Annotated in this window: 25 protein-coding genes; 17 read left to right on the forward strand and 8 right to left on the reverse strand. The window is 64.7% G+C overall.

Annotation, left to right across the window (positions count from 1 at the left end; all coding sequences use genetic code 11):
* Positions 1-294: 294 nt before the first annotated feature.
* Positions 295-624 (forward strand): DUF2089 family protein, encoded by a 330-nt coding sequence (locus KF708_23250; protein ID MBX3415621.1) that lies wholly within the window; start codon positions 295-297, stop codon positions 622-624.
* Between the two features lie 4 nt (positions 625-628).
* Positions 629-1,624, forward strand: a complete 996-nt coding sequence (locus tag KF708_23255; protein ID MBX3415622.1) for a hypothetical protein — start codon at positions 629-631, stop codon at positions 1,622-1,624.
* Between the two features lie 163 nt (positions 1,625-1,787).
* Here the strand turns inward: KF708_23255 and KF708_23260 are convergent, their stop codons facing one another.
* Together KF708_23260 and KF708_23265 are read right to left on the reverse strand one after the other, a co-directional pair.
* Entirely contained in the window at positions 1,788-2,255 is a 468-nt protein-coding gene (locus KF708_23260; protein ID MBX3415623.1) for a hypothetical protein, read from the reverse strand.
* A gap of 134 nt (positions 2,256-2,389) precedes the next feature.
* The gene (locus KF708_23265) at positions 2,390-3,130 is read right to left on the reverse strand and encodes a CPBP family intramembrane metalloprotease (GenBank protein MBX3415624.1); all 741 of its coding nucleotides are present in this window, start codon (positions 3,128-3,130) and stop codon (positions 2,390-2,392) included.
* Between the two features lie 147 nt (positions 3,131-3,277).
* Between KF708_23265 and KF708_23270 the strand changes: the two genes are divergently transcribed.
* The 3 genes from KF708_23270 (at position 3,278) to KF708_23280 (ending at position 7,005) form a co-directional block, all read left to right on the forward strand.
* Complete coding sequence (locus KF708_23270; GenBank protein MBX3415625.1) at positions 3,278-4,261, forward strand: ABC transporter ATP-binding protein; 984 nt, start codon at positions 3,278-3,280, stop codon at positions 4,259-4,261.
* Complete coding sequence (locus tag KF708_23275; protein ID MBX3415626.1) at positions 4,258-5,490, forward strand: ABC transporter permease; 1,233 nt, start codon at positions 4,258-4,260, stop codon at positions 5,488-5,490. Before KF708_23270 ends, KF708_23275 begins: the two co-directional genes overlap by 4 nt.
* A 150-nt stretch (positions 5,491-5,640) precedes the next feature.
* Positions 5,641-7,005 (forward strand): PHP domain-containing protein, encoded by a 1,365-nt coding sequence (locus KF708_23280; GenBank protein MBX3415627.1) that lies wholly within the window; start codon positions 5,641-5,643, stop codon positions 7,003-7,005.
* Between the two features lie 177 nt (positions 7,006-7,182).
* On the opposite strand, the gene KF708_23285 is transcribed toward KF708_23280, so the two are convergent.
* Positions 7,183-7,389: a hypothetical protein gene (locus KF708_23285; GenBank protein ID MBX3415628.1), complete on the reverse strand. Its 207-nt coding sequence runs from the start codon at positions 7,387-7,389 to the stop codon at positions 7,183-7,185.
* A 179-nt stretch (positions 7,390-7,568) separates the two neighbouring features.
* On the reverse strand, positions 7,569-8,858 hold the full coding sequence (locus KF708_23290) for a CinA family nicotinamide mononucleotide deamidase-related protein (GenBank protein ID MBX3415629.1): 1,290 nt from the start codon (positions 8,856-8,858) through the stop codon (positions 7,569-7,571).
* Positions 8,859-9,030: 172 nt separating this feature from the next.
* Here KF708_23290 and KF708_23295 point away from each other — a divergent pair, with 172 nt between their 5' ends.
* The 3 genes from KF708_23295 to KF708_23305 all read left to right on the forward strand — a co-directional run bounded on the left by KF708_23295 (position 9,031) and on the right by KF708_23305 (position 12,882).
* Positions 9,031-11,580 (forward strand): copper-translocating P-type ATPase, encoded by a 2,550-nt coding sequence (locus KF708_23295; protein MBX3415630.1) that lies wholly within the window; start codon positions 9,031-9,033, stop codon positions 11,578-11,580.
* A gap of 106 nt (positions 11,581-11,686) precedes the next feature.
* A complete protein-coding gene (locus KF708_23300; GenBank protein MBX3415631.1) occupies positions 11,687-12,463 on the forward strand; it encodes a 3-ketoacyl-ACP reductase in 777 nt (258 codons plus the stop codon).
* An 8-nt stretch (positions 12,464-12,471) separates the two neighbouring features.
* Positions 12,472-12,882 (forward strand): hypothetical protein, encoded by a 411-nt coding sequence (locus tag KF708_23305; GenBank protein ID MBX3415632.1) that lies wholly within the window; start codon positions 12,472-12,474, stop codon positions 12,880-12,882.
* Here the strand turns inward: KF708_23305 and KF708_23310 are convergent.
* From KF708_23310 to ispD, 3 genes are all read right to left on the reverse strand, one after another.
* Positions 12,807-13,553 carry a hypothetical protein gene (locus KF708_23310; protein MBX3415633.1) on the reverse strand — a complete coding sequence of 249 codons (747 nt, stop codon included), beginning with the start codon at positions 13,551-13,553 and terminating at the stop codon, positions 12,807-12,809. The genes KF708_23305 and KF708_23310 overlap by 76 nt on opposite strands.
* 187 nt (positions 13,554-13,740) lie before the next feature.
* Complete coding sequence (locus KF708_23315) at positions 13,741-15,024, reverse strand: tyrosine--tRNA ligase (GenBank protein ID MBX3415634.1); 1,284 nt, start codon at positions 15,022-15,024, stop codon at positions 13,741-13,743.
* Between the two features lie 72 nt (positions 15,025-15,096).
* Positions 15,097-15,834 carry a 2-C-methyl-D-erythritol 4-phosphate cytidylyltransferase gene (gene ispD, locus KF708_23320; GenBank protein MBX3415635.1) on the reverse strand — a complete coding sequence of 246 codons (738 nt, stop codon included), beginning with the start codon at positions 15,832-15,834 and terminating at the stop codon, positions 15,097-15,099.
* A gap of 319 nt (positions 15,835-16,153) precedes the next feature.
* On the opposite strand from ispD, the gene rlmN reads away from it, so the two are divergent.
* The 4 genes from rlmN (at position 16,154) to KF708_23340 (ending at position 19,671) form a co-directional block, all read left to right on the forward strand.
* On the forward strand, positions 16,154-17,203 hold the full coding sequence (gene rlmN / locus KF708_23325) for a 23S rRNA (adenine(2503)-C(2))-methyltransferase RlmN (GenBank protein ID MBX3415636.1): 1,050 nt from the start codon (positions 16,154-16,156) through the stop codon (positions 17,201-17,203).
* Positions 17,204-17,377: 174 nt separating this feature from the next.
* Entirely contained in the window at positions 17,378-18,043 is a 666-nt protein-coding gene (locus tag KF708_23330; GenBank protein ID MBX3415637.1) for a sigma-70 family RNA polymerase sigma factor, read from the forward strand.
* 19 nt (positions 18,044-18,062) lie between these two features.
* Complete coding sequence (locus KF708_23335) at positions 18,063-18,569, forward strand: hypothetical protein (protein ID MBX3415638.1); 507 nt, start codon at positions 18,063-18,065, stop codon at positions 18,567-18,569.
* Positions 18,559-19,671: a hypothetical protein gene (locus KF708_23340; GenBank protein ID MBX3415639.1), complete on the forward strand. Its 1,113-nt coding sequence runs from the start codon at positions 18,559-18,561 to the stop codon at positions 19,669-19,671. Before KF708_23335 ends, KF708_23340 begins: the two co-directional genes overlap by 11 nt.
* A gap of 104 nt (positions 19,672-19,775) precedes the next feature.
* On the opposite strand, the gene sppA is transcribed toward KF708_23340, so the two are convergent.
* On the reverse strand, positions 19,776-20,858 hold the full coding sequence (gene sppA / locus KF708_23345) for a signal peptide peptidase SppA (protein ID MBX3415640.1): 1,083 nt from the start codon (positions 20,856-20,858) through the stop codon (positions 19,776-19,778).
* A gap of 303 nt (positions 20,859-21,161) precedes the next feature.
* Here sppA and KF708_23350 point away from each other — a divergent pair, with 303 nt between their 5' ends.
* The 5 genes from KF708_23350 to KF708_23370 all read left to right on the forward strand — a co-directional run.
* Entirely contained in the window at positions 21,162-21,917 is a 756-nt protein-coding gene (locus KF708_23350; GenBank protein ID MBX3415641.1) for a sugar phosphate isomerase/epimerase, read from the forward strand.
* A 53-nt stretch (positions 21,918-21,970) separates the two neighbouring features.
* Complete coding sequence (locus tag KF708_23355) at positions 21,971-23,356, forward strand: sulfatase (protein MBX3415642.1); 1,386 nt, start codon at positions 21,971-21,973, stop codon at positions 23,354-23,356.
* A gap of 198 nt (positions 23,357-23,554) precedes the next feature.
* On the forward strand, positions 23,555-24,169 hold the full coding sequence (locus tag KF708_23360) for a hypothetical protein (protein MBX3415643.1): 615 nt from the start codon (positions 23,555-23,557) through the stop codon (positions 24,167-24,169).
* 204 nt (positions 24,170-24,373) lie between these two features.
* A complete protein-coding gene (locus tag KF708_23365) occupies positions 24,374-24,850 on the forward strand; it encodes a hypothetical protein (GenBank protein MBX3415644.1) in 477 nt (158 codons plus the stop codon).
* Between the two features lie 420 nt (positions 24,851-25,270).
* A partial coding sequence (locus tag KF708_23370; GenBank protein MBX3415645.1) for a hypothetical protein occupies positions 25,271-26,452 on the forward strand: 1,182 nt, incomplete at its 3' end.

Genomic DNA, 26,452 nt, shown 5'->3' on the forward strand with positions numbered 1-26,452 from the left:
CAGGCCGGCGAGAGGATTTGGTCCGTGCGGTCGGGGAGCGGGCGAGCATCGCCGCCGAACTGGACGTTTGACCAGCAGTTCTAAAGATACGCACTCGTTCGGCAGAAGGGTAGCGCCGCGATTCGGCTAGCGAAAATTGGGCCAACGGAATCCTTGTCGGGGCGAACGGTCACGCTGGGGAGGGGGGAGTTGTTTCTTTAGATTTATATTGACTTTTGTTTTGTTAAGTATAAAGTGCAATTGTTATTTTGGAATATGAAACCTGGCAGGGGCATTGCGGGGAGGATTCGGGCCGTGTCGACCGTGCGAATCAGCCGAGCAGCAGGGGAGCAGTCGAAGCGGTGGGTCGACCGTCTGTCGGACGAGGACCTGATGTTCGTGAAGCGGTTTCTCCTTTGCTCGGGCTCGCTGAAGGATCTGGCGGCCATCTATGACATTTCGTATCCGACCGTGCGGCTGCGGCTCGATCGGTTGATCGAGCGGATCAAGGTGGCGGACTCAGCCGAGATCCACAGCGAATTCGAACGGACCGCGCGGCTCCTCTTCACCGACGGCAAGATCGACCTCGAGACCCTCAAACAATTGCTCAGCGCCCATCGGCGCGAACTGGAAGCGACGGAGTGAGGCCATGAATCGGCGCAGGTATTGGTTTCTGACGGCTGCATCGATCGTTGTGCTCGTCTTGCTGGAGAGTTCATTTCCCGGCGCGGCGCGCGCTCAGGTGATGCCACGGGTAGCAGGCGAGAGTGACGGACCGCCCATCGTCCAGGTGCGCCACGTGCGTTGGACCGATCTCGAGGCTGCGGGCCAGGCGTTGCCGGGAGAGATCGTCAGCGATCCAAACGCATCGCCGAGTGGGCAACTCGTCGTGGAAGTCTCGAAGCAGCATCCAGTGCCGGTGCATCTCCTCACGCTCGACGATCCCGGCGTTGGTCCGCCGGCGTATGTCTTGCGCGGCAGCGTGAAGTGCGAGAACGTCGACGCGCCCGGATATCTCGAGATGTGGAACTATTTTCCCGACGGATCGTATTTCTTTACCCGCACCTTGGCCAGCGTCGGACCGATGGCCGCGCTCCAGGGGACGGGGGATTGGCGACCGATCGAACTCCCCTTCTTCATCCATCAACCCGATGCGGCGGCACGCGAGAAGATGCGGCCGAACAAGCTGGAGGTGAACTTGGTGCTGCCCGCCGGGGGCAAGATCTATCTGAGCAACCTTGAGCTCGCCCAATATGACGACAAGGCGCCTGCGGTCGCTGCGCTGACGTCGACGTTGGGATCGGCAAGCGGCGCCTGGTGGAGTCCTCGCACGGCCGGCATTGCGGGAGGTGTGCTCGGTTCGATCGTCGGTGCTTGGGGAGCGCTAATCGGCATCCTCGCGTCGCTCGGGCGGACGCCACGCCTGGTCAAGGGGCTCCTTTTCGGCTGCACAGCATTCGGTGCCATGATTCTCGCCCTCGGCGCGATGGCGCTCCTGCTGGGGCAACCTTGGAGCGTTGGGGGGACGCTGGCGATGGTGGGGCTGCCCGCGATGATGGTGCCCATTCTGTTGCTGCCGACGGTAAATCGCCATTCACAAGAGCGCGAACTGCGCCGCATGCAGGCACTCGATGTCGGCGTGTAAAGGATTTCACATCTGGAAAAGGCCGCAAGTAAGAGAAGTGGCACAGGCTGCCAGCCTGTGCTGCCCGATAGGAAGACTTGCAATTGCTTTGCACAGGCCAGCGGCCTGTGCCACTTTTCCTCCTCCTGCTTCCGAGTAGGTCAGGAAATCATGAAGAACCGACTCAGCGCGTGGCCACCAGCGCGTGCAAGAGCAGGTTGCCTCCCCAGCCGCTGCCATTCCAGCCGTGGTCGATGCGGTGAATGCGGACCGTGGCACTGCCGTTCGATTCGCGGCTGAATCGCAGCAACTGCACGGCGTGCTGCTCGGTCCACTCGTCGGGGATGTCGTCGGCCGCGCGAGCCGGCTGAAAGAAGACCGCCAGCACTTCTCCTCGCAAATCATCGGGATAGGCTACCTCGACGATGCGATCTCCCTGATCGCTTTGTCCCACTTTGCAGGTAAAGGCATGCAGACGCTGCGCCGCGACGGCGGGAGTGGCCGGCTCGATGTGCTCGGGCTCGGCGGTGGCGGTGGAAGAAGTCTTGGCCGTCCCTTTCGCTGCACTCGGTTTCTTCGCCTTGGATGCCGCCGGCGCGGGCCTGGTCTTTTTCGCGGGGGTAGGCTTCTTGGTGACCGGTTTCTTGGCCATGGCGACGAAACTCCCAGAAAAGAGGCGTGGATGCTTGCCGCCGATTATTGGCTGTCGCCGAGCGCGGTGCAATCTATACCTGCCAGGGAGATGGAAATCGCCCGCCGTCACGGCGCGGTGGGGAGACGCCCCCCTCAGCCGCCGAAGATCATCCCGTAGCCGATGGTCATGATGGCGGCATCGAGCAGCAGGTGGCTCAACCAGGGGCCCAGCAGCGATCCGCTCCGCTGGTAGAGCCAGGCCCAAAACGCCCCCCCCACGGCGACCCCCAGCGAAAGCAGCGCCACGGCCCACCAGTCGTGTTGCAAATAGCTCCACACGACGAGGATGTGGTGCGCCGTAAAGGCGAGGCTCGACAACAGGTTGGCCATGCCGAGCGAGAGGACTCGCCGCATCTGCCCGTAGACGAACCAGCGCCAGTAATACTCCTCGGCAAGGGAGTGAATGAGCGAGTAGAACAGGGCCAGCGCCAGGAATCGCGCGGGGGTGGCCGCCTGCGCGTCGCGGACCTTGGCCGTGACACCGTCGTCCAGGGTGTGCATGATCGGCATGTCGTGCAGTCCGAGAAAGTAGCCCGCACACATGATTGCGGCGATGGTGGCGCCGAAGGCCAGGCCGATGCCGACTCCGCGCGAGCCGCGCAGGGGCCACCCGGGGCGCGCCTTCTGCACGGCCAGAACCCACAGCAGCGGAAAGCCGAACTGGAGGCCCTTGGTGATGGCGTAGGCGGGCTGCATCCAGGCATGCCCCGACAGGGCGATGAAGTAAATCCAGGCCCCCACGGTCGGAAACAGCGCGGCGAAGAGCAGCGCCCCATAGTGCCACGAGCGGGGCGTTTCGAGCGGCGTATCGGCGGGCGAAGTCGTGGAGGGCACGGCTAGTTCGATGGTCCGGGTCATAGCGATTGTGGGGCCAGCGGCAGCGAAGCAACCTTGGCTGGGCTGGCCACCGGTTATACTCGGTGGAGACGCTCAGTATCAGGCGGCATGCATCCGGGAATACAACGCGAGATTTTTTCGGCCGTGATTCAGGCTTCTGCCCACACCAGCCCCGCCATCCGCTGCGTGAATCTGCGCAAGCAGTATCCCGGCAAGCCACCGGTCGACGCCGTGAACGGACTCGACCTGACGGTCCACGAGGGGGAATGCTTTGGCCTGCTCGGCCCCAACGGCGCCGGCAAGACGACCACGATCGAGATTATTGAAGGGCTGCTGCCCGCGACGGCGGGCGATGTCGAGGTGCTGGGACAGCGCTGGGGTTCGCGAGACCGCGCCATCCGCGAACAGATCGGCATCGCCCTGCAGGAGACGCGCCTGCCCGAACGCTTGTCGGTGCTCGAGATCCTGACCCTCTTTCGCAGTTTCTACCGCCAGGGGATCGATCCGGCCGCGGTGGCCGCGCAGGTCGGTCTCGACGAAAAGCTCGACGCATGGAGCGTGAAGCTCTCGGGGGGACAACGTCAGCGGCTGGCCGTGGCCTGTGCCCTGGTCGGCGACCCGCAACTCTTGTTTCTCGACGAGCCTACGACGGGGCTCGATCCCCAGTCGCGGCGGCAGTTGTGGGAAATCATTCGCCGGTTTGGCGAACTCGGCCGCACGGTGGTGCTGACGACGCACTACATGGACGAGGCCGAACGGCTGTGCGATCGCGTGGCGATCGTCGATCGGGGCAAGATCATCGCCTGCGACTCGCCGCGGGCGCTCATTCGGGGCCTGGGGGCGGAGCATGTGATCGAGTTTTCGCTGGCCGAGACGCCCCCTGACGACGCGCAGTTGAGCACCGTGCTGGGCGATCTGCCGACCGTGCTCACGGTGCGTCACGAACGCGATCACGTGGCGCTGACGGTGGGCGAGCCCCATGTGGCGCTGCCGGCGCTGCTCGAACGTTTGTCCGCGCGCGGCCATCGCTTGATCGATCTGCGCACGCGGCACGCCAGCCTCGAAGATGTGTTTTTAAAGCTGGCGGGCCGCAGTTGGGAAGAGGCCGACGAAGGGGGCCGGCCGTGACTCGCGTGGAAGCAGAAAACACGGCGGATCGCACGCCGGTCGCGCCATCGACAGGCACCTGGCCCGCGGCCACGCGTCGGCGTTCGAATCCGCTCCTGCAGATGACGCTGGCGCGGTTGCGGCTTTTCTTGCGCGACCGCAGCGCTATTTTTTGGGTCTATGTCTTTCCGATGCTGCTGCTGGCGGCGCTCGGCGTGGCATTCGGCCATCGGCCCGAGACGCGCTTGCCGGTCGACGTGGTCGAGGGGCCCGGCGCCAAGCAGATCGCCGCGGTGCTCGAGTCGAACGGAACCGGGGTACAAAGCTCCACCGCGACGCCCCTGGTCGACGAACATCCGCCGGTAAACTATTTCGACGTGCAGACCGTGACACTCGACGATGGATTGCACCGGCTGCGGACCGGACGCTCGGCAGTGCTAATCGTGCCTGGGCTCATCGCCGAGGAGAGCGTCGCTGCGGCGACCGACGCCGCGGTCGACATCGCCTGGACGAAATTTTCGATCGACTACCGTTACGACCCGTCGCGCCCCGAGAGCCTGACGGTGCGCGCCGCGGTCGACGATTGTCTGCAGCGCGCGGCGGGTCGGGGCGATCCGCTCGGCGTCCACGATGTCGTCGCGGTCGAGCCGGGGGGGCGCTATGTCGACTTCGTGCTGCCTGGCATCCTGGGACTTTGCATCATGACGGGGGGGCTGTTCGGCGTCGGCATGACGGTGGTCGACATGCGTACGCGGCACCTGCTCAAGCGTCTGGTGACGACCCCGATGCGGAAGCCCGACTTCTTGATGAGCCTGATCCTTGCGCGGCTCTTCTTTCTGTTGTCGCAAGCGGTGATCGTGCTGATCTTCGCGCGGTTTGTTTTCGACGTGGCGATGCTCGGAAGCTGGTGGCCCCTGATGACGCTGGTGTTGTTCGGTTGCGTGGCCTTTTGTGGGCTGGGACTGCTGGCGGCGTGTCGCGCGCGGACCATGGAGACGGCCTCGGGCATCGTCAATCTGATTACGATGCCGATGTGGCTTTTGTCGGGTATCTTTTTCTCGCCCGATCGGTTTCCGGCCGCCGTGCAACCGTTGGTGCAGGCGTTGCCGTTGACGCCGTTGGTGAGCGGGATGCGGGCCGTGATGCTCGAAGCGGGCGGATTTGTGGCCGTCGCGCCGCAATTGGCCGTGCTGGCCTTGTGGTCGGTCCTCACCTTCGTGGGGGCGATCCTGTTCTTCCGCTGGGAATGAGGTTTGTTTTTCTCACGCGGAGCAACGGAGAAGATAAGGCGTTCGTATTTCTGCACGGCACCACGCCTCCGCGTGGGCAACTTCCTCCTGCTCGCGCTTGTCAGTTATCATGGGATCATCCTGCCTCGCTACCTTCCTGTGAGAACCCTCATGCCGCGCCACTTGATTTCTATTCCTGCACGACTCGCTGCAACTCTTGCTTTGCTGCTCGTCTCGTCCGAACGAGCCTCGGCCGATGCCATGCAGCGTTTGCGCTTGGAGCGTCTCAAAGCGGTCCACGAGGCGGTGGCGGCCTTGCAGGCCGAGCGGCGTCCCGTGGCGATCGAGCCGGGCGAATACACCGATTACCGCGCGCAACTGCACGTCCACTCGGCCTTCTCGCACGACAGCCGTTCGACGTTCGACGAGGTGCTCGCCGCGGCCAAGCAGTGCGGCACCCAGGTAATCATGTTCAGCGAGCACCCGGCGCCCCACTACGACTACATCAAGGATGGTCATCGCGGGCTGCACGATGGCATTCTGGTGATCCCGGGGGCCGAGACGGGTGGTTACCTCGCCTGGCCCACGCGCAGCATTCAGGACGAAAAGACGGAAGGACCGCAGGCGTTTGCCGATCTCGTCCGGCGAGACGACGGTCTCATCTTCCTCTGCCATCTCGAAGAACGCATGGACTGGGAGATCGCCGGGCTGACGGGGAGCGAGATTTACAACACCCATGCCGACGCCATGGATGAGAAACGCTTTCTCGCCTCGTTACGTAATCCGCTCTTGTTGCTGGCGCTGTTGCCCGCGCTCGAGCAGTATCCGCAGGAATGCTTCGGAGCAATCTTCGACTATCCGGCCGAGTACTTGAAGCGCTATGACGAGCTGTGCCAGAAGTATCCGCACACGGGCATCTCGGCCAACGACTCGCACCACAACCAGGGGGTGACGGCCACGCTCGACGCGGAGGGGAAGGTGCAGGTCATCGATCGGCTGGGTGAAAAAGTCGCCGAGCTCGATCCCAAGAAGGTGCCGCTCATCGCCCCGATGGTGAAGGAGAAGCAGCCGGGAGATACGATCCTCGCGCTGGACCTCGATCCCTACGAGCGGAGCTTCCGTCACGTGAGCACCCACTTGCTCATGCAGGAACAGACGGAGGAGGCGGTCTGGGAGGCGTTGAAGTCGGGGCGTGCGTACGTCGCCTTCGACTGGCTGTGCGATCCGACTGGCTTCGTCTTCTTTGCGCGCCAGGGAGCGGATGGTCCACGACTGGAGATGGGGAGCCAGATCGAAATGCCGGCCGCCGATGATGCGGACGCGGCGAAGAAGCAACTCACGCTCGAGACGGCCGCGCCGCTGGCCGGCATCATCAAGGTGCTGCGCAACGGTGTAGTCGTGAAGGAGGATCGCGCGGCCCGGCTGAGCTATACGGTTACCGAACCGGGGAACTATCGCATCGAGGTCTGGGTGCCGGTGGCGGGGGAGCTGAAGCCGTGGATTCTCTCGAATCCGATCTACGTGCGCGGCTCGTGAAGTGCGCGAGGTGCGTCGCGCCCGTGCTGAAATGTGCCTGCCCGATCGATCCTCTTGTTGCTGCGCAACACCGACGACGGTGCGACTCGAGTGTGTTGTCGAGCGCGACGTCGCGCCGCACCATCGTCTGCTACCCGGCTCGTGAAGAGCGTCATGTGCGTCGCGCCCGTCAGGACACTAGCGCAGATCTTCCTGCCGCATTAGCAACATCCAAACAACAAAACCCATCGAGGCGATGAAGAGCCCGCCGAAGTACCACTGGATCAACTCCGTGGTAAAGAGCTCGCGAAGGGGCTCGACGTACGAGGCTGCCATGACGGCCAGGAAGAAGCAGGCCCAGAGAGAGACGAGCGTCCAGAGGACGTTGGCTTGCCAACCGCGCATAGGACATTCCATCTAGGTAATCGTCCTGGGGTGCGTCAGTCAGTCCGGCGCCGAACGGACCACGACCTGCACGCCCTTGCCTCGTCTCCGCGCGTGAGGTGATTGTATCCTGGTCGAACAGGCGAGGCGAATTTTTTTGCGTTCGCGTTCGCCGAGCGACGTCGCAAGAGGAATGGTGTTCAGCGGCTGAGGTTTGCGGAGGGGTCCGCGCCGCGGAGCAACAAGAGGCGCACCATGTTCAGGCCTTGCTTGGCGGTGCGCGAGATCAGGATCGCGGGGTGGCCGGCGGTGGGGGCCGACTTGACGGTCACGCCATCGGCCGTGGCGACCGCGAACCAAACGCGGTTGGCCTCTGGGTTGGCCGCATCGAACCTGGGCAGTTCCCCTACGACCAGCGCCAGGTCGGTTTCGGTCTCGGCACGGCAGGCCAGGGCCGCCGCGCGGACGAAGCGAGCCTGGGAAGAGTCCTCCTCGCCGGCCGGTAACCGTGCCAGTTCTTCTTCGACGGGGATCATTCGCGACAGCATGGCGGCGTCGGCCGCCACGTAACCTCCCCGAAACCAGGGGGCCGCCTCGGGCGCTTCGCGCAGTCGCTCGGCCACGAGGCCGCCGGTGCCCAACTCGGCCGTGGCGAGCGATTTCTGCTCGGCGGCCAGCAAGCGAGCGACGGCGTGCTCGAGCTCGTCCTCGCTTTCGCCAAAGACGATGTCCCCCAGGCATTGGCGGATCGTTTCTTCCGTGGGGGCGATCTGGGTGAGGCATGCCTCTTCCGAGGCGCCGCTGGCCGTGATGCGGAGCGAGATGGTGGCCTGGCTGACCGTGATGCCGACGGAAGGTTCGCGTCCGCGGCGGATCAGGTCGGGCAGCATCTGTTCGAGGTGGCTTTCGCCCACGCCGAAGCACTTGATGACGCGATGGCGGAGCAAGCGGCGCGAGCCGTCGGTGGGCACAAGCTCGGGCGCGACGCTGGCGGCGAACATCTCGAACATCTCGGCCGGCACGCCCGGCAGGCAGTAAAGCCGAGAAGGAGCGCGGTCGGCACGTTCGATGGTCGCCGCGATGCCCGGCGCGGTGCCGTGGGGATTGGGAATCACGTGCGTGCCGGCTGGGAACATCGCCTGCACGCGGTTTTTCTCGGGCATGTCTCGTTTGAAGAAGGCGAACATGGCGCGGATGCGTTCGAGCACCGCCTCGTCGAGCACGAGGTCGACCCCCAGCATGGCGGCCACGGCGTCGCGCGTGAGGTCGTCGGCCGTGGGGCCTAGCCCACCGCTGGCCACCACGACGTCGGCCCGTTCGACCGCCGTGCGAAAGACGGCGATGTTCGCGTCGAGATCGTCGGCCACGGTCGTGTGCCATACGACGCGGAAGCCCAATTCGCCCAATCGCTGACTGAGCCACTGGCTGTTCGTATCGAGACGTTGACCGCTGGTGAGCTCGTCGCCGATCGAGATAACTTCTGCGAGCATGGGAGATCCGAGCGGGAAGGGAAGGCTTGATGGGGGGGCTGGAACGTGCGAAACCGGGTGCATTGTCGGCCGTGGGGGCCGTTTGTCCAGCCTGGGGGGCCCCGACGCGGCGCCACCCGGGCACGCTATAATTCTTCATCCGGTTTTTCACGACGCCGAGTGGCTTGCGAACATGGCTCGTATCGAACTTCCGATCGAAGGAATGACCTGCCAGAACTGCGTGCGTCATGTGACGCAAGCGCTGGCCGAGGTACCTGGCGTGAGCGATGCCGAGGTCAGCCTCGAAGCGCGCCGCGCCGTCGTCGACGCCGATGCCACCGTCACACGAGGGCAACTCGTCGAGGCCGTGGCCGAGGCCGGCTATCGCGTGCCCGACGGCGCCCCGGCGCCGCCGCGCGACGTGGTGCCACTGAGTCTTTCTGGGCGTGCGACGGCGCCACTATCCTCGGCCGCCGAGCCACACCACGCGCACCCTGGCCACGCTCATCTGCCAGCGGAGCCTCCCGGCCTCGAACAGGAGGGCCACGCGAGCGCCCAGGAGATGTTGCTCGACATTGTTGGCATGCACTGCGCGAGTTGCGTGGGACGTGTGGAAGAGAGTTTGAAGAAACTTACCGGCGTGGCCACGGCCCATGCCAACCTGGCTACCGAACAGGCGCGTGTGACTTTTGACCCCACACGAGTCACGGTCGGGGATCTGCAAAGCGCGGTCGAGCGTGCGGGCTATCGTGCCCGACCGACCGACCAGCACGCGCAGCATGGCGACGAGTCTGGCCACGACCACGTGCATGGCGATCTTTTGTCGTGGCGCCGCCGGTTGATGGTCGGCGCGGTCTTGCTCGTGCCCTTGATGGCGTTGCACTATCTGGGCGGTCACGGTTCGGCGATCGGCCCGTGGATCGAGCTGGCGCTGGCGATAGGACTGAACGCCTACGTGGGCTGGCCCTACTATGCCGGCGCCTGGCAGCGGGCGCGGCACCTTTCGACAAACATGGACACGCTGGTCGCGTTGGGGACCGGCGCCGCATTTTTGGCGGGGGTGGTGAGCGTGTTGCGCTGGGGGGCCGGCGCGGTGACGCATGCCGACACGATGTACTTGATGGATGGCGGAATGATTCTCGTCTTCATCACCGCGGGCAAGTATCTCGAAGCCCGGGCCAAGGGACAGGCCTCGGCGGCGATTCGCAAGCTGCTCGATCTATCGCCCAACGAGGCGACCATCGAACGCGATGGCAACCCGGTGCGCGTGCCGGTCGAACAGGTGGCCGTGGGAGAGAAGCTCATCGTTCGCCCTGGCGAGAAGATTCCGCTCGATGCCGAGGTCGCCAGCGGCCGGTCGAACGTCAACGAAGCCTGGCTCACGGGCGAATCGATTCCCATCGAAAAAGGGCCGGGAGACAAGATTCTGGCCGGCACCGTCAACGGCGACGGGGCGTTGGTGGCGACCGTGGTGCAAGTGGCGGGCAACACGGCGCTCGCGCAGGTGATCGAGCTCGTGCGGCATGCGCAGGAATCGAAAGCCGAGGTGCAACGCCTGGCCGACAAGGTCGTCTCGTGGTTCGTGCCGGCGGTATTGGCCATCGGGGCCCTGACGTTTCTCGCGTGGGGCGTGCTGGCGGGCGAGTGGGGCGTCGCGCTGACGTCGACCGTGGCCGTGTTGGTCGTGGCCTGTCCCTGTGCCTTGGGTTTGGCGACCCCCACGGCGGTGCTCGTCGGCAGCGGTCGCGGCGCGGAGCAGGGTATCTTGATCAAGGATGCCACCGCGCTCGAGATGGCGGGCAGGCTCACGGCGATCGTGCTCGACAAGACCGGCACGGTGACCGAAGGCAAACCGGCGGTGCGCGAGATCATCACGACCTCGAACACCACGGCCGACAAGGTGCTGGCCGCGGCGGCCTCGGCCGAGCAACTGAGCGGGCATCCGCTGGCGGCGCCGATCGTGGCCGAGGCGCAAGCCCGGCAATTGCAGATCCCCACGGCGACCGACATGCAGGTGGTGCCTGGCGCCGGGGTGCTCGCCGATACGTCGCAAGGGGTCGTACTGGTAGGGAACGAGCGGCTGCTCGACGAAGAACGCGTCGATTACGCCGCGCACGCCGTCACCGCGCGACAACTGCGTGCCGATGGCAAGACACCGCTGTTTGTGGCCCGCGAGGGGGATTTTCTGGGCTTCGTCGTGGTGGCCGATGTCGTCGCGGCGCATAGCCGCGAGGCGATCGAACGCTTACACGCGCTGGGGCTCAAGGTGTTTCTGCTTTCGGGAGATCACCGTGCCACGGTCGAGGCTGTCGGCCGCGAGGTCGGTGTGGACGAAGTGCGCGCCGAGGTGCTGCCCGACGAGAAACAGGCCGAGATTCACCGCTTGCGCGAAGCGGGCTACGTCGTGGCGATGGTGGGAGATGGCATCAACGATGCGCCGGCCCTGGCGGCGGCCGATCTGGGGATCGCCATCGGCACGGGCTCCGACGTCGCGATCGAAACGGCGAGCATCGTGCTCGTGCGGCACGATCTGCGTTCCGTGCCGGCGGCGGTGGCCTTGTCGCGGGCCACGCTCCGCACGATTCGGCAGAACCTGGTGTGGGCCTTCCTCTACAATGTGCTGCTCATACCACTGGCGGCCGGTGGTTATCTGTGGCCTTCGGCGGCAGCCGCCGCCATGGCGCTGAGCAGCGTCTCGGTCGTGGGAAACAGCCTGCTCCTGCGCCGTCGGCGCTTGGAGTGACGTATTTCGTCGGTCACGTACTCCGTACCTGACAATCGATCGAAGTGCCATGTCGAACGCTGCCAGGTACGGAGTACCTGGCCTACAGTCTTCAAAAGATCTGAGTATGCACGAGCAGCCCGTCGCTTTAGTCACTGGTGCATCGCGTGGGATTGGACGTGCGATTGCGCTAGAGTTGGGGACGCTCGACCACGCGGTGCTCGTCAACTACGTGTCGAACGAGTCTGCCGCGCAGGAAGTGGTCTCGGCGATTACCGAACGCGGCGGTCGGGGGGTGGCGGTGCAGGGGGATGTCGGCCACGCGCCGGACCGAGTCAAGCTGGTGCGGACGGCGATCGAGACCTTTGGTCGCATCGACGTGCTCGTGAACAACGCCGGCATAACGTCTCCCGGCCGACGCGATTTGCTCGAGGTGAACGAAGAAGGGTGGGAGCTGGTCTTCGCCACGAATCTGAAGGGCCCCTTTTTTCTGTCGCAGCTAGTCGCCCGGGAGATGATCGCGCTGGTACGCGCCGGCCAGACGCCTGGAGGCACGATCATCAATGTCTCGTCGATCTCGGGCTATGCGGTGTCGACGAACCGGGGCGACTATTGCCTGACGAAGTCGGCGCTGCACACGATGACGCAGCTCTTCGCCGTGCGACTGGCCGACGAACGGATCGGCGTCTACGAGATTTGCCCGGGCGTCATCGACAGCGACATGACGGCGCCGGTGCGAGAGAAGTACGATCGCTTGATCGCCGAGGGGCTTTCGCCACAACGCCGCTGGGGGGAGCCCGCGGATGTGGCCAAGGCCGTCGCGGCGATCGTGTCGGGTTACTTGCCGTTCAGTACGGGTCAGCAGATCCACGTTGACGGCGGCTTCCACATTCGCCGGCTGTGATGGCGAGCATGCCCCGTTTTGTCGTCCTGCGTCACGAAATGCCTGCCGAGAGCGCCCGGGCGACGCATTGGGACTTCATGCTCGAACGGGACGAGGCGCTGCGCACTTGGGCGCTCGACGCGGCTCCCCGAGCGGCGACGATCGTCTTCGGCACGGCGCTGGCGGACCATCGCCGGGAGTACCTCGATTACGAAGGGCAGGTATCTGGCAACCGGGGGAGCGTGTCGCGTGTGGAAGCAGGCACGTACATGGTGATCGAGGAGACCGAGCGCGTCTTGACGGTGCAGCTCGATTCGCCACGGTTGCGCGGCATCGTGGCGATCGTCTGCCTGGACCAGGCGGCTCAGCGCTTCAGCTTCTCGTTTGCCGAAGGTTCGCCCGCGACGGCGGGCGACGGCGCCGGTTGTTGCGGCTCGTAGTTGTCGCCCGAGTTGGTGTGGCCGGCAACGTACAGCTCGCCGCCGGCGAGTCTCAGCGATTCGATCGAGAGGCGCGTGGCATCATCGGTGCGGGGTGGGGGAACGGAGATCACCGCCACGGGATCGCCCCTGGACTGGAGCCAGCGCACGTGCAGATCCATGCTGCGCGCCCGATCGGTCAGATGATCGAGCAGGCTGGCCAATGGCAGAGGAATGGCCCCTGCCCGAGCGCGATGGAATCGGACGGAGAACTCGTTTGGCGCCGTCAGATGAACTTCGACTTCCAGCGATAAGACGAGGTTGACGCCGCCGGTCTCGTAGCGACACGCGAAGCGCACGTGGTGATCGTCGATCGCCACGCAGGGCTGCGAGATCTCGGGGGGCAGCAGATCGGGATGATTGTGGGGGACATCGCAGGCGAGCCAGCCGTTGATCTGCTGCGCGGTGAACAATGCCCGCCAGTCGCCCGAGAGGCGCGCGCGGCTGGCCAAGGCCGAGGCGTTCTCGAGCAACTCGTCGCTCGCGCGGCGCTGTTCGACCTGCGAGCGGTCGAGTGCCTCGCGATAGAAGGTGGGCTCGTGCCGCACGGCCCAGAGGCTGCCGAGCGCCGCCGCGCACACGACCAGCGCAAGAGTCGCCACGACGACGAACGCTCGCTTGCGTCTGCTCATGGCGTTACCTGGGCTGAGGAAAGTCCTGCGTGGATCGACGCGCGGGGCCGAACCGGGCACGCAGGGTGGCGGATGGTACGCGCGGCACGCCGAGCGGGTCAATCGAGGCTGGGCGATTTGCAGAACTCCGCCGCCAGCCAGCGTGGGCTGGGACGGATCCCACATGCCAGCACTGCCAGCAGCGGCCTTACGCGAACCGCAGCAGGGCGTACTTCTTCTTGCCGGTGCGCAGGACCATCGTGGTCGAGCCGGCGAGATGGGCCACCGTCAGCGGCGTATCGATCGACTCGATCCGCCGGTTACTGACGTAGGCGCCCCCTTGTTCCACGGTGCGGCGGGCCTCCCCTTTGCTCTTGGCCAAGGCGGCCTCGACCAGGGCCTCGACGATCGTGAAGCCCCCTTCCTCGAGGCGCGTGCGGGGGAGCACCTTGCTCGGCACGTCGGCAAAGATCTGGGCCAGTTCGTCGTCGTTCAGGCGATCGATTTCGGCGCCGAAGAAGATCTGCGTGGCACGCTGCGCGGCAGCCAGCCCCTCGTCGCCGTGGATGAGCCGAGTGAGCTCTTCCGCCAGACGTTTTTGACTTTCGCGCCGCGCGGGATCGGCGGTCCGCGCGGCGTCGAGCGCTTCGATCTCCTCGTGCGCGAGCTCGGTGAAGGTGCGCAGACATTTGCCAGCGTCGGCATCGTCGACGTTGATCCAGTACTGGTAGAACTGGTAGGGGCTGGTCCGCTCGGGCGAGAGCCACACGGCTCCCCCCTCGGTCTTGCCCATCTTCGAGCCATCGCTCTTGGTGAGTAGCGGCGCCGTCATGCCGTAGAGTTGCACACCGTCGAGCCGCCGGGCGAGATCAATGCCTGCCGTGATGTTGCCCCATTGATCACTGCCGCCGATCTGTAGTTCGCAAGCGAACTCGCGTTTCAGATGCACGAAGTCGAAGGCCTGCAGTAGCATGTAGCTGAACTCGGTGTAGCTCAGGCCCGAGTCGCTCCGTTCGAGTCGGCTGCGGACCGAATCTTTCGTGAGCATGACGTTGACCGGAAAGTGCTTGCCCACGTCGCGCAGAAAATCGAGGAAGCTGAATCCGCGCATCCACTCGAAGTTGTTGACCAACAGGGCTGCGTTTGGCGCGGGATCGAAGTCGAGCAGCCGGCGCATTTGTTGTGCCATGCCATGGACGTTTTCATGCAGCACTTCGAGCGAAAGGAGGTTGCGTTCCTCGCTCTTGCCGCTGGGGTCGCCGATCATGCCGGTGGCGCCGCCCACCAGGGCAATCGGACGATGCCCGGCGCGCTGGAACCGGCGTAACGTCATCAGCGCCATCAGATGGCCGACGTGCAGACTGCTGGCCGTGGGGTCGAAGCCGGCATAGACGGTGCGCATGCCCGCGGAGAGCCAGCCGGGCAGACCCGCGTCGTCGGTTGTTTGGTGGATCAGCCCCCGCCACTTGAGGTCGGAAAAGATGTCGATCACGTGCCTGCTTTCGCCGTTCACGAAGAAATGAAGGGAAGAAATGATCCGCAGAATACGCCGTTGGACACAGCACTAGCGCCACATGTCGTCGGCAAAAGGGTGCGATGGCGTATTGAGCTTGGGCTTGGGCAGCACCTTCATCACCTGGGACGCCAGACGCAGATCGTCCTGCGTGGCGATTTTCAGATTCAGGGGCGAGCCGTGCAAAACGTGTACGGTCTCGCCGATGCGCTCGACGAGTTGGGCTTCGTCGGTGGCCACGAAGCCATCTCGCTTGGCAAAGGCATCGAGCAGGATTTGCCGCTGGAAGACCTGCGGCGTCTGCGCCTCCCACAGGTGCTCGCGGCTGACGGTCTCGACCACGTTGTGGTCCGCACCGACGCGCTTCAGGGTGCTGGCGACCGGTACGCCGTAGATCGCCGCCCCGGTCCGGGCGCCCGCCTCGAAGACCTTGTCGATCCATTCCTCGGCCAGGCAGGGGCGCGCCGCGTCGTGGATGCAGACGCAGTCGATGTCGGGCTTGACGCGCGCCAGTCCTTTTTCGACCGAATCGGCCCGCTCGGCCCCTCCCAGCACAACCTCGATGCCCATGATCGAGACGTTCGCCGCGAACTTGAACTTGAAATACTCTTGATCCTCGGGCGAGATGACGACAATGAACTGCTTCACGTCGTCTCGGTTGAGGAACTTCTCGGCCGAGTGGAGCCACACCGCGCGATTGTCGAGCGGGGCAAAGGGCTTCTTGTAGTGCTTGTCGCGAAAGCGGCTGCTCTTGCCCGCAGCCGGCAGGATGACGGCAAACTTGGCCATCGGTTCACACTTTCCGGTTGCGAGGGGGATTTCACCCCTGAGTGGTGGCTTCAAAGCAGGAATGTACGACAAATGGCGTTACCGCCGCCATTCTCCGCATTGGATCGCAGGCGTCAAGCGAAGCGAAACTGCCGACTGTGGGGGCTTGGAGGCCCTGCCGCCGATGGAGACAATGATAGTGGATACTGCGAAAACGCAACTCGTCAGGTACCCCGTACCTGACAATCTGTCGAGTTGGCCACGTCGAATGTTGTCAGGTACGCGCGTACCTGACCTACGTGACTTGGCGCCTTCGCGGTGAAATAGGAAACCCGCCGCCGTGGAACATCTGCTCGACCATCCCGACGCGAAGCTCGCCGCGTGGTGCGCTGCGCGCGGAGTGCCGACGTATCGAGCAGGACAGATCCGGCGTTGGCTGTTTGCCGGCCGGGCCGACGGCTTCGAGGCGATGTCCGATCTGTCGAAGTCGATGCGGACCGATCTTGCCGCCGACTTTCAATTCTGGACCACCGAGATCGCCACGCATCAGCACGCGCCCGACGGCACCGAGAAGTTGCTATTGCGACTGGCCGACGGTCACCGCATCGAATGCGTGTTGCTGCGCGACGGCGAGCGCCGCACGATCTGCATCAGCACGCAGGTTGGCTGCGCGATGGGGTGCGTCTTTTGCGCCAGCGGACTCGACGGCGTGGCCCGCAATCTGACGACGGGCGAAATCGTCGAACAGATGCTCCGCCTGCAGCAACGGCTGGCTCCCGACGAACGCCTGAGCCACATCGTCGTGATGGGCATGGGAGAACCGCTGGCGAACCTCGATCGCTTGCTGCCCGCCTTGGCCGAGGCCACGTCGCCCGTGGGGCTGGGGATCAGCGCGCGGCGCATCACGATCTCGACCGTGGGGCTTCCGCCTGCCATCGATCGCCTGGCGCGTGAGGATATTCATTACCAGCTAGCGGTCTCGCTGCATGCGGCCGACGATGAGCTGCGCAATCAACTGGTGCCGGTGAACAAGAACATCGGGCTGGCCGCCGTCCTGGCCGCGGCCGATCGCTACTTCGCGGCGACCGGGCGTCGCCTGACCTACGAGTACGTGCTGCTCGGCGAAGTGAACGATCGTCCGGAGGATGCCCGGCGTCTGGCCGGGTTGCTGGCCGGCCGGAACGCCTTGATCAACGTGATCCCCTACAACGCCGTTTCGGGGCTGGGTTATGCCCGGCCGTCGAACAAGGCGATCGAACGCTTTCGTTCGATTCTCGAGCAGGCAGGGGTGCGGATTCAAATTCGTCAGCGCAAAGGGCACGAGATCGACGCCGCCTGCGGACAGTTGCGTCGTTCGCAGGCACTCTCGACGCTACCGATCCTCTCATAACCGGCGGCGCTCGGACGCCCATCGACTGGCATAGAAACCTGGGCCGGCCGGCGGGGTTCAATCTACGAGTGGGCAGACAGCGTTTGGCCGCGACGCCTTCTGTCCGTAGACTAATCGTAGGAGCTGCCAGGGGAATTTATGGCCGTACGAGTCGCGGGCTAGGAACATCGCACGATGGGCACCCAGTTGGCCACGGCCGAAGGATCGTCGGGCCCTCATTACGAGCTGCGCGATCCCGACGTGCGGCTGATGATGGCCGTGCGCGACGGTGATGCCCGGGCGTTCGAAGAGCTGATGCTCCGCTATCAGAATCGTCTGGTGACGATTCTCGAGCACCTGATCGGCAATCGCGAGACGGCCGAGGATCTCACGCAGGAGGTGTTTCTGCGGGTATATCGCGCGCGGCACACATACGTGCCCGGCGCCAAGTTCTCGACCTGGCTCTACACGATCGCGAACAACCTGGCGGCGAATGCACGCCGCTCGAGGTCGCGGCGCAAAGAGGTAAACCTGCCGACGCAGGGGAGTGGCCCGCAGGCGGCGAACCCCCTGGCCGAGTTGGCCCAGGCGGCCAGCGGCTTGATGCCGGCGCGGCAATTGGACAAGGCCGAGATGCGCGACATCGTCCGGCTTTCGCTGGCGGTCCTGAGCGAGCGGCAGCGGATGGCCGTGCTGCTCAATAAGTTCGAGAACATGAGCTACGCCGATATCGCCACGACGATGGACATGACGCCGCAGGCAGTGAAATCGCTGCTCATGCGGGCGCGGGTGAACCTGAAAGAAGTGCTCGAACCCTACCTGGAAGAAGGATCGCGACCGCGGACGGAGCCCTCGACTTGATTCGGTATCGAAGAACCCCATGACCGCCAGCCAGCAACCATCCACTGCCGACGCCCTGCGCGAGACCCTCACCGCCTATCTCGATGGCGAGCTGGGCGAGACGGAACAGCGCGCGGTCGAGGAACTACTGGCTCGCGACGAGACGGCCCGCCGCGAGCTGCGCCAGCTCGAGCGTGTCTGGGATGCGCTCGATCAATTGCCGCGTGCCGAGGTCGACACGCGCTTTGCCCAAACCACGGTCGAACTGGTGGCCGTCGCCGCGGAAGAAGAATGGCGCGAGCAGCGCGATGCCGTGCCTCGACAACGGCGCCGCGCGCGGTTGCTCGTCGCGGCAGGATTCGCCGGGGCGGTGGTGTTGGGTTACCTGCTCGTAGGGGGCCTGGCCGAACGGCGCGATGCTCGTTTGGCGCGCGATCTGCCCTTGCTCGAACATCTCGACGCCTATCGACAGATGCAGGATTACGAATTCCTCGAATTGCTCGAGCAGGAAGGCCTTTTTACCGAGGAGGCGGCCCATGCTCGCTAAACGGAGCAGGCCTTGGACCGCCTGGGACGGCCGGGGCTGGTTGGCTGGGCTGGTGGCAGTCGGGCTGCTGGCCTGCGTGGTGGCGGTAGTAGCCGCGGCGGAATCGACGTCGACAGCTTCCTCCGATACCGAAGCAGCGATCGAACAACGCCGCGCGCGGATTGCCGCCATGAGCACCGCCGAACGCGATAGCCTGGCGCGGGCCGTGGATCGCTTTCACGCTCTCGACCGAATCGAACAGCAACGGCTGCGCGAGTTGCGCCAACGGATCGACCGTAGTCCCGATCGTGCGAAGCTCGAAGGCATCGTCGAGCATTACTACGACTGGGTGGCCTCTCTTTCGGCCGGAAAACGTGCCGAGATCCAGGCTCTGCCGCCGGCCGAGCGACTGGCCAAGGTCAAGCAGGAGTTGGCCGAAGAGGCGGGCCGCAACGAGAATCGGTTGGGGCTGCAAGATTATCTCGTGCTGGCCAACTGGCTGCGCACGCAGTTCGAAGAACGCGTGTTCGCCGACATCGACGACGATCGCCGCCGGGAGGAGCTCCGTTCTCAGCCCGAGGCACGCCGCCGGGCCGCGGTCGCCTATTGGATGGCCCGGCGCATACGCGAAGGAGAAGGGCCCCGTCCGCTCGAACAGGTCAGCCGCGAGGCGGTCGACGAGTTGAAGGCTCAATTGAGCCCCGCGAGTCGTGCCCAACTCGAACGCGCCGATTCGATCGAGACGCAACGGCGCGTGATCGCTCGCTGGCTGCACGATTTCGGCCAGCGGATGTCGCGCCGCCAGTTCGGTTCGTTGCTGGATGACATCAGCGAGGCCGATCTGACCGAATTCTTCGAACACAAGCTCGACGACGAGCGACGCGAGCAACTGCTCAGCCAATCGCCCGACGAGATGTGGCATGAGTTGCGCTGGGAATACCTGCGGGCGCAGATGCCCGATCTTTTCGAGGGCCGCTCGTTTCGTGGTCGTGGGGACTATCGCGGTGGCCCCCCAGTCGGTCGTCCGGATGGCCGCCCCCCCGGTCCTCCCCCAGATCGAGCGGGAGGCCGGACGGATCGTCACGAGCGACGTCCGCCGCCCCAGCAAGCTCCGGCGCCTTAATTCGCCGGCCCTCTTGGCGATCGCACGACGAAGGCCCACGCGCGATGACGCACGGAGGCCACGATGACTGCCGAAGACGGAAGTGGTCGGTGGCGGGCAAGCACCTAGTGCTGTCGCGATGTCAGTGCCGCGGGCAGCGTGGTGTAGATGTAATACGCCTGCGGGGCGCTCAGATCGAGCAACGCGGCGAGGCTCAGGTTCTGGCTTTGACTCGAGCTGCCGAACAACGCATCGGCCAGCGTTGGCGGCTTGGCATATTTCACGACGCGGACCTGATCGCGGTCGAGGCTGGCCAATTCGATCACTCGATCGATGGCGTCTTCGAGGAAACCGATCCGATCGACGATCTTGTCATTCACGGCTTGATCGGCGGTAAAGATTTGCCCCGTGGTGACCTTGTCGAGACCATCCGAGTTGTCTTTGAAGACGGGACGTCCCCCGACGACGATCTCCTTGAAGCGTTTGAAGCTGTCATCGACCAGCCCCTGCAGCACGGCGCGTTCCTCTTCGGTCATCGGCTTGGTGGGGCTGCCCATGGTCTTCAGCGGGGCGCTCTTGATCGAATCGTCGGCGATCTTCCATTCGGTGAGCAGGCCCGAGAGATCGTAGTGCGGGATCACCACGCCGATCGAACCGGTCCAGGTGGTGGGCTCGGCGTAGATCGTGTCGGGAGCGTCGCCGACCGCCATCGAGACGTAGTATCCGCCGCTGGCGCAGATGCCCCCCATGCTGACGACCAGAGGAATTTCCCGTTCGGCCGTCATTTGTTGCAGGTGGTGGAGCAGGTAGTCGCTGGCGCTGACGGTTCCGCCGGGGGAGTTGACCCGCAGGACGACCCCCTTCACGCCTTCATCCTTGACGACCTGGTCGATTTGCTTTTTTACGAAGCCCCCTTCGGTCTCGAGGATGGTGCCCTCGATCTCGATGATGGCCACCTTTTCGCGACCGAAGCGGTTCATCGAGTGGAATCGCTCGCGAACGGTCGATTCGCTTTGCGAGAAGAGATCGCCAGGGACGGCTGCCATCAGTCCCAGGTTGAGCATGAGCGAGAAGAGCAACAGTACCAGCAGTCCGGAGATCACCAGGCAGCCCCAGACGCCCCGCCGGCGCGGCGCGGCGTCGACCACGACCGGTCGCGTGAATTGGCCTGGCTGTGATGCACCAGGCGCCGGTGTCGAACCTTCCATCGCGAACGCTCCTTTTCGTGATGTCCTCGCCGGCTACCGCCGCCTGCGGTCGCCGATCGCGGACCAATTGTAGACCAAGATACCGCCGCGCCGCGAGCGTTGCGCGGCAGGGGTGTCGAAATTCGCGCGCGAGACCGTTGCGGGTTGCCTGCCCGGCACTGCTTCTCAAGTCCCCACGGTGTTGCCAGAGGTCGTATCGTGGGGGTAAGCTACCGCCGGTCGCGCGTCATGCGCCGGCGGCGGGGTGAATTGGCCCTACCGCGCGTCCGTGACGTATTCCTGTCGACGAGAAGGAGAAACGGAGTGTTCGTCGCTGCCTCAACGGAATGTTTTCCCGACCTGCCCCTTGATGTGGCGCTGGGTCGGTTGGTGGATCTCGAGTTCACGAGTGTCGAAATCGGCATTCGCGAGGATGGCGTGCAGCTCAAGCCGTCGGAGGTGCTGGCGGATCTCGATGCCGCGATCCTGGCCTGCCGCGAGACGCACCGGCTGACGCCGATTGCCTACGTTGTCGAGCCCACGGCGCCGGGGGATCTGTACTACGAGCAGTTCGCCGCCTGCTGCCGTCTGGCCAAGGCCACCAAGGTCTATACCATGGTGATCCGCGCGGGAGAGTTGGGCACGCCGTTCAATGCCGAGGTCGAACGCCTGCGCGAGCTCGTGCGCATTGCCTCGCTCGAAGGGCTTTTGGTGGGGGTCAAGAACGAGGTGGGGCGCGTCACGCAGGATCCCGACACCGCCGTAGTGCTCTGCGATAATGTGAAGGGGCTGGGAATCGCCCTCGACCCGAGTCACTATATCTGTGGACCTCACAAGGGTGGCAGCTACGATCAGATCATGAAGTACGTCTACCACGTACAACTGCGCGATACGACCAAGGACAAACTGCAGGTCCGCGTGGGGCAGGGAGACATCGAATACGGCCGGCTGGCGACGCAATTGAACAAGGTGAACTACCAGCGCGCCCTGTGTGTACACATGGCGGCAACGGACGATCCCACGTTCGACCACTTGTCCGAAATGCGCAAGCTGCGGCTCTTGTTGGAAAGCCTGCTCTAAAAGGTGCCGCTCTCGTGCTTGCTCGCCGCGTCATGTCGCCCCGTATTTGTTGGATGATCGTGGGGGGCCTATGGGCGATCGTGTGTCTGGCTTTCGGCGGATTGCCCCGTGAGGCGAGCGCCGCCGAGAAAAACGTGGTGGTCATCGTCGCCGACGATCTGGGGCTGACGCTGGGGTGCTACGGCGACCCGGTCGCGCGGACCCCGAACATCGATCGTCTGGCGGCCCAGGGAACGCGGTTCGCCAACGCCTTTTGCACGACCGCCAGTTGCAGCCCGAGCCGATCGGTCATTCTCACGGGCCTGCACAATCACGCCAACGGACAATACGGACTGGCGCACGCGGCCCATCATTTTCGCACGCGCGAAGAGTTGACCTCGCTGCCGCGGCTGCTGTCGGCAGCGGGCTACCGCACCTGCTCGATCGGCAAGGTACACGTCGAGCCCGAGGCGGTTTATCGGTTCGATACCTATGCGAACGAAGGCATCCAGGGGGGGCGCAACCCGGTGCGCATGGCGGAGAACGCTCGCGATTTGATCGAGTCGGACGACGAGCGTCCCTTTTTTCTGTACTTCTGCCCTACGGATCCTCACCGTGCGAAGCAGGGGTTTGCGAATGACACGCCGCACCCTGGGGTGTCGGCCGAGAAGTTCGACCCCGCCAAGATCAGCGTGCCCGGGTTCTTACCGGACGAACCTGAAGTGCGTGAAGAGTTGGCCGAATACTATGAGTCGGTGGCCCGCGTTGACCAGGGGGTCGGACGCTTGCTCGAGGTCCTCGAGCAAACCGGGCATGCCGACGATACCTTGGTGCTCTTCTTGAGCGACAACGGGATGCCCTGGCCGGGGGCCAAGACGACGCTCTACGAGCCCGGCATGCACCTGCCCTTGATCGTGCGCGATCCCGCACAAAAGAAGCGGGGCGTGGTGACGCGGGCCCTGGTCTCTTGGACCGATTTGACGCCGACGATTCTCGACTATGCCGGGGCCGAGGGGCCAAAGTATCCGCTGCATGGTCGCTCGTTCCGGCCGGTGCTCGACCAGGAAGAGCCTGCCGGTTGGGATGAGGTCTTCGGCTCACACACCTTTCACGAGGTGACGATGTACTACCCGATGCGTGTCCTTCGCACGCCGCGGTACAAGTGCCTCTTGAATCTGGCCCACACGCTGCCATTTCCGTTTGCCTCGGACCTGTACGGCTCGCCCACGTGGCAGGGGGTGCTTGCCCGGGGAGATCAAAAATATGGCCGTCGCCTCGTGGCCGATTACGTGATGCGACCCCGGCTTGAGCTGTACGATCTGGAGTCCGATCCGGGGGAGCTCGAGAATCTCGCGGAGCGCCCCGAGCACCAGCAGACGCTGGCCCAACTGACGGGTCGTTTGCGCCAATGGCAGGAATCGACGCGCGATCCCTGGCTCATCAAGTACGAGCACGAATAACGCCCGTACTCGTGCGCTTCTGGCGCCGCACGACGCTCTTGCCCTCTGGCTGTCAAATTTGGCAAACCTTGCCGATCGCGGTTACTTTGCCGGTCTCCGAAAGAGACGCGGATGTTTTCTTCGTGCGGATCGTAGCGCCTGTGCGCCGATGAAGCAGATGTGGAAACCATCCCTCTCGCACTGCGCAAGGATGCCGCGATGCCGTCGATTCGAACCCTGTTGTGCTGGTCGCTGGGCCTGCTGGCCGTCTCTGTTTCGATTTCGGGCGCGGCATCTGCCGGCGAGGTGATTTACCACGGCGAGTATTCCCCATCCGTCGGCGGCGCCTACGGCGAAGCTGCCTTCATCAGCGACGGCGATTCCTGCACTTCGTGCGCTTCTACCGGTGGCGACGCAAGCTGCTGCGAATCCGACGGCGAAGGCGGATGCTCGAAAGGGTGCGGCTTGGGTTGCGGACGATGCTGCAAGCGGCAGCGCGCCTCGGCCCAGGAGAGTTGGTACAACTGCGGCTGCAACGGGAGTTACAAGTTTCCCGTGCCCCCCCTCTACACCTACATGTGGCCGGGGCTCTATTCGCAGCAGTTGGTCACCGATTACCACAGCCCGTGGCGCTTCCCGCCGCTGAGGCCGTATACGAACGAGGCCCCCACGGGCGAGCCGTTCGAATCGGCTTCGTCCCGTCGTACCGCCGTGCGGCAGGTTTCGGCGCAGATGCCCGTCGCAGGGGGCGCCGCCCAATCCGCCATTCCCACCGAAGGCAAACGCCTCGAGCCGACCAGCGAGCGGATTCGCCGCCTGTACGACGTGCGTTAGACGCCAAGTCGTGGGGCAAGAAACCGCCGGAATCGGGCCTTGATGGCACGGTTCGTAGGGAGAGCCGCGGCGCAGCTCTTGTCCCCCTGTGACCCTCGAACTACCGTGGAAAAGCGTGCCAGGCATCTTTCGTCGGCACGCTTTTTCATTTCCGCCAGCCGACGGCTTCGCGTTCGGCCGCTGTGTCGGAAGATTGAGGTATCCATGCGCGGTGCGGCATTGTGGATCGTGGCCCTTTCTCTCGTGCCGGCCTGCCTCGGCTGCGGCAGCGGGGCGCAACCGGTCGAGGCGGCGGTGCAAAATCCACCCGCGACGCCACCCCCCGCGGCTTCTACTCCGAGCGGTGAGGCCAGGCACCCCGTGGTCCGCGCCTTGCTGCAGGCCCTGCATGGCGTCGAGGCCGAAGAAGCCGATCTCCGTTCGGTGCGCCAGTCGCTGCTCGACGCCGACGATGATCTGGTGCGCGCGAGTGGCGCCAATCTGCGCGAGGCGATTCTTCGGGCGAATCAAAAGCCCCCGGTCTTGATGGTCCATCCCGATTATCAAGAGCCCGTACCGGGGGCGCCCGAAGGAGCGGAAGTTCCGGAGACGCCAGAAGCCCCGGTCGAAGATCCTGCTCCCGCCGGAGACGCCACACCTTCTCCGCCCGCTGTTGAGTCGGATCCGTTTGGTAGTCCCTGAACGGCGTCGGCTTGTTGGCCGCCGTCGTGCGGCCGTTGGGCATCAAAGCCAGGTTTCTGCCGCTAGCACTGCGCGCACAGAAGGGGATGTGCTAGCGCCCCTAGGACCGTTACGACCGGTCCGATTGCTACGATCGCTACATTTTACTCAATCGGAAGGGGTGAGTGGCACGATACGAAGAGTTATTGCTGTCCGCGCGGCCAATGAACCACTTTGCAGAACGGTGCTCTCACGCATTCCGGGCTTCCGTTGGCGCCCTAGGATCATTGGCCGAGTGGAGTGGAATAAGTCGCCTGATGGTGTGCGTGCGCCGGCGGAGAACCTCCGCTGACGTGTGACGCGCTGCGACGACTCGTCGGCTGCCTCGAATCGAGGTAGCGTCGGGAAACGTCGGTGCGAACTCTCGGGGGGGATCGTGCGATGATGTTGGCGCTCTTGCGCAAGAAGTTCGAGCAGCGCTCGGGACACCTCGGCCGCGCGGCAATCGCGCTCTTGGGGGGCTGTTGTCTCAGTGGCGCGCTTGCCTGTGAGGTCTACGCCGGCGGGGTCCCCCTGCCGCGCGGGATGAAGCCGGGCAAAGTGCCTACCGCTACGGCCGGTGCGTCGCCTACTTCCACCGCTCTCTCACCGGCTCTGCCCCCCGCGACGGACGCAACGACCAGCGCGGTCGACAAGCTGAACCGGTATGCGCGGCGCGACCAGGAACTGCGACAACGACTCTCGACCGCGACTCAGGCTCCCTACAAGATCGCCGTCGATACGCAGCCCCCCTCGGGCGCAGCGGTGATGGTCGAAGACGCGCCGGCGCAGGATCCACTGCCTCCGGCCATTTCCGCGGCTCCGGCGGCCTTGGTTACCGATCATGCTCGCCCGCTCGAGAAGGCGAATCGAGTTGCCGAACCCGTTTCGCGCGCACTCGAAGTAGTGCCGCCAGCAGCGGCCCCCATGCGTGTTCCGCAAACCGTGGCTCCTACGGCTCAGCGGATCGCGCCCTTGGTCGAAGAGCCCCGCGCGCCGCGCCGCGAGATCGCGCCCGCGAACTTCGCCGTGCCGCAGGGTAATTTTGGTTTGTCGGAGAGCGAACCTCCCCGGTCGGCGCCAGCCGCGATGCCCGCACTGTCTGCAACACCGAGCATCGCCGCAGAAGAGAAACCGGTGACCAGCGTTCCCCCCGCGCGGCGACTGCCGTGGCCGCTGGATGGGGCGGCGGAGCGTCCTGCCACACAAGTCCCCGCAGACGCGGTCTTCCAGCCTGCGCTCGTCGCGGAAAGTATTTCACCGCCGGCGCTGCAGGAGACGGAAGTGCCTCGGGCGGTCGCTTTCTCCACGGAGCCGGCGAGTATGATTCCTCTGGCTGAAGCGGCGAACGACGCCGTGGTCTCTCCGATCGAACATGTCGCGGTCATCGAGGCGGATCAGCCGTTGCTCGAACCGACTCATGCTCCGGGATTGGAGCCGGCCACCGCGCCTCTGCAGGAAACGGTGTCCGAACCAACGTTCGAGGTTGCCCCGACCAACAATCGCGCACGCTCCGCCGCTGATCGGGTTCCTGGGGCTCGGGTGCAGGGTCCGTTTCAGATTATTGACCAGTCGGGTGAGTTC

This window comes from Pirellulales bacterium, from assembly GCA_019636335.1.
In the GTDB taxonomy this organism is placed as follows: domain Bacteria; phylum Planctomycetota; class Planctomycetia; order Pirellulales; family JAEUIK01; genus JAHBXR01.

Bases quoted from the DNA above. Each gene is read 5' to 3' on its own strand.
- KF708_23340 (MBX3415639.1), top strand. From the start codon at position 18,559: ATGCTCGCTAAACGGAGCAGGCCTTGGACCGCCTGGGACGGCCGGGGC.
- KF708_23280 (MBX3415627.1), top strand. From the start codon at position 5,641: ATGCCGCGCCACTTGATTTCTATTCCTGCACGACTCGCTGCAACTCTT.
- KF708_23290 (MBX3415629.1), bottom strand. From the start codon at position 8,858: ATGCTCGCAGAAGTTATCTCGATCGGCGACGAGCTCACCAGCGGTCAA.
- KF708_23285 (MBX3415628.1), bottom strand. From the start codon at position 7,389: ATGCGCGGTTGGCAAGCCAACGTCCTCTGGACGCTCGTCTCTCTCTGG.
- KF708_23310 (MBX3415633.1), bottom strand. From the start codon at position 13,553: ATGAGCAGACGCAAGCGAGCGTTCGTCGTCGTGGCGACTCTTGCGCTG.
- ispD (MBX3415635.1), bottom strand. From the start codon at position 15,834: ATGGCCAAGTTTGCCGTCATCCTGCCGGCTGCGGGCAAGAGCAGCCGC.
- KF708_23260 (MBX3415623.1), bottom strand. From the start codon at position 2,255: ATGGCCAAGAAACCGGTCACCAAGAAGCCTACCCCCGCGAAAAAGACC.
- KF708_23305 (MBX3415632.1), top strand. From the start codon at position 12,472: ATGCCCCGTTTTGTCGTCCTGCGTCACGAAATGCCTGCCGAGAGCGCC.
- KF708_23365 (MBX3415644.1), top strand. From the start codon at position 24,374: ATGCGCGGTGCGGCATTGTGGATCGTGGCCCTTTCTCTCGTGCCGGCC.
- KF708_23300 (MBX3415631.1), top strand. From the start codon at position 11,687: ATGCACGAGCAGCCCGTCGCTTTAGTCACTGGTGCATCGCGTGGGATT.
- KF708_23360 (MBX3415643.1), top strand. From the start codon at position 23,555: ATGCCGTCGATTCGAACCCTGTTGTGCTGGTCGCTGGGCCTGCTGGCC.
- KF708_23295 (MBX3415630.1), top strand. From the start codon at position 9,031: ATGGCTCGTATCGAACTTCCGATCGAAGGAATGACCTGCCAGAACTGC.
- sppA (MBX3415640.1), bottom strand. From the start codon at position 20,858: ATGGAAGGTTCGACACCGGCGCCTGGTGCATCACAGCCAGGCCAATTC.
- KF708_23335 (MBX3415638.1), top strand. From the start codon at position 18,063: ATGACCGCCAGCCAGCAACCATCCACTGCCGACGCCCTGCGCGAGACC.
- KF708_23330 (MBX3415637.1), top strand. From the start codon at position 17,378: ATGGGCACCCAGTTGGCCACGGCCGAAGGATCGTCGGGCCCTCATTAC.
- KF708_23355 (MBX3415642.1), top strand. From the start codon at position 21,971: ATGATCGTGGGGGGCCTATGGGCGATCGTGTGTCTGGCTTTCGGCGGA.
- KF708_23255 (MBX3415622.1), top strand. From the start codon at position 629: ATGAATCGGCGCAGGTATTGGTTTCTGACGGCTGCATCGATCGTTGTG.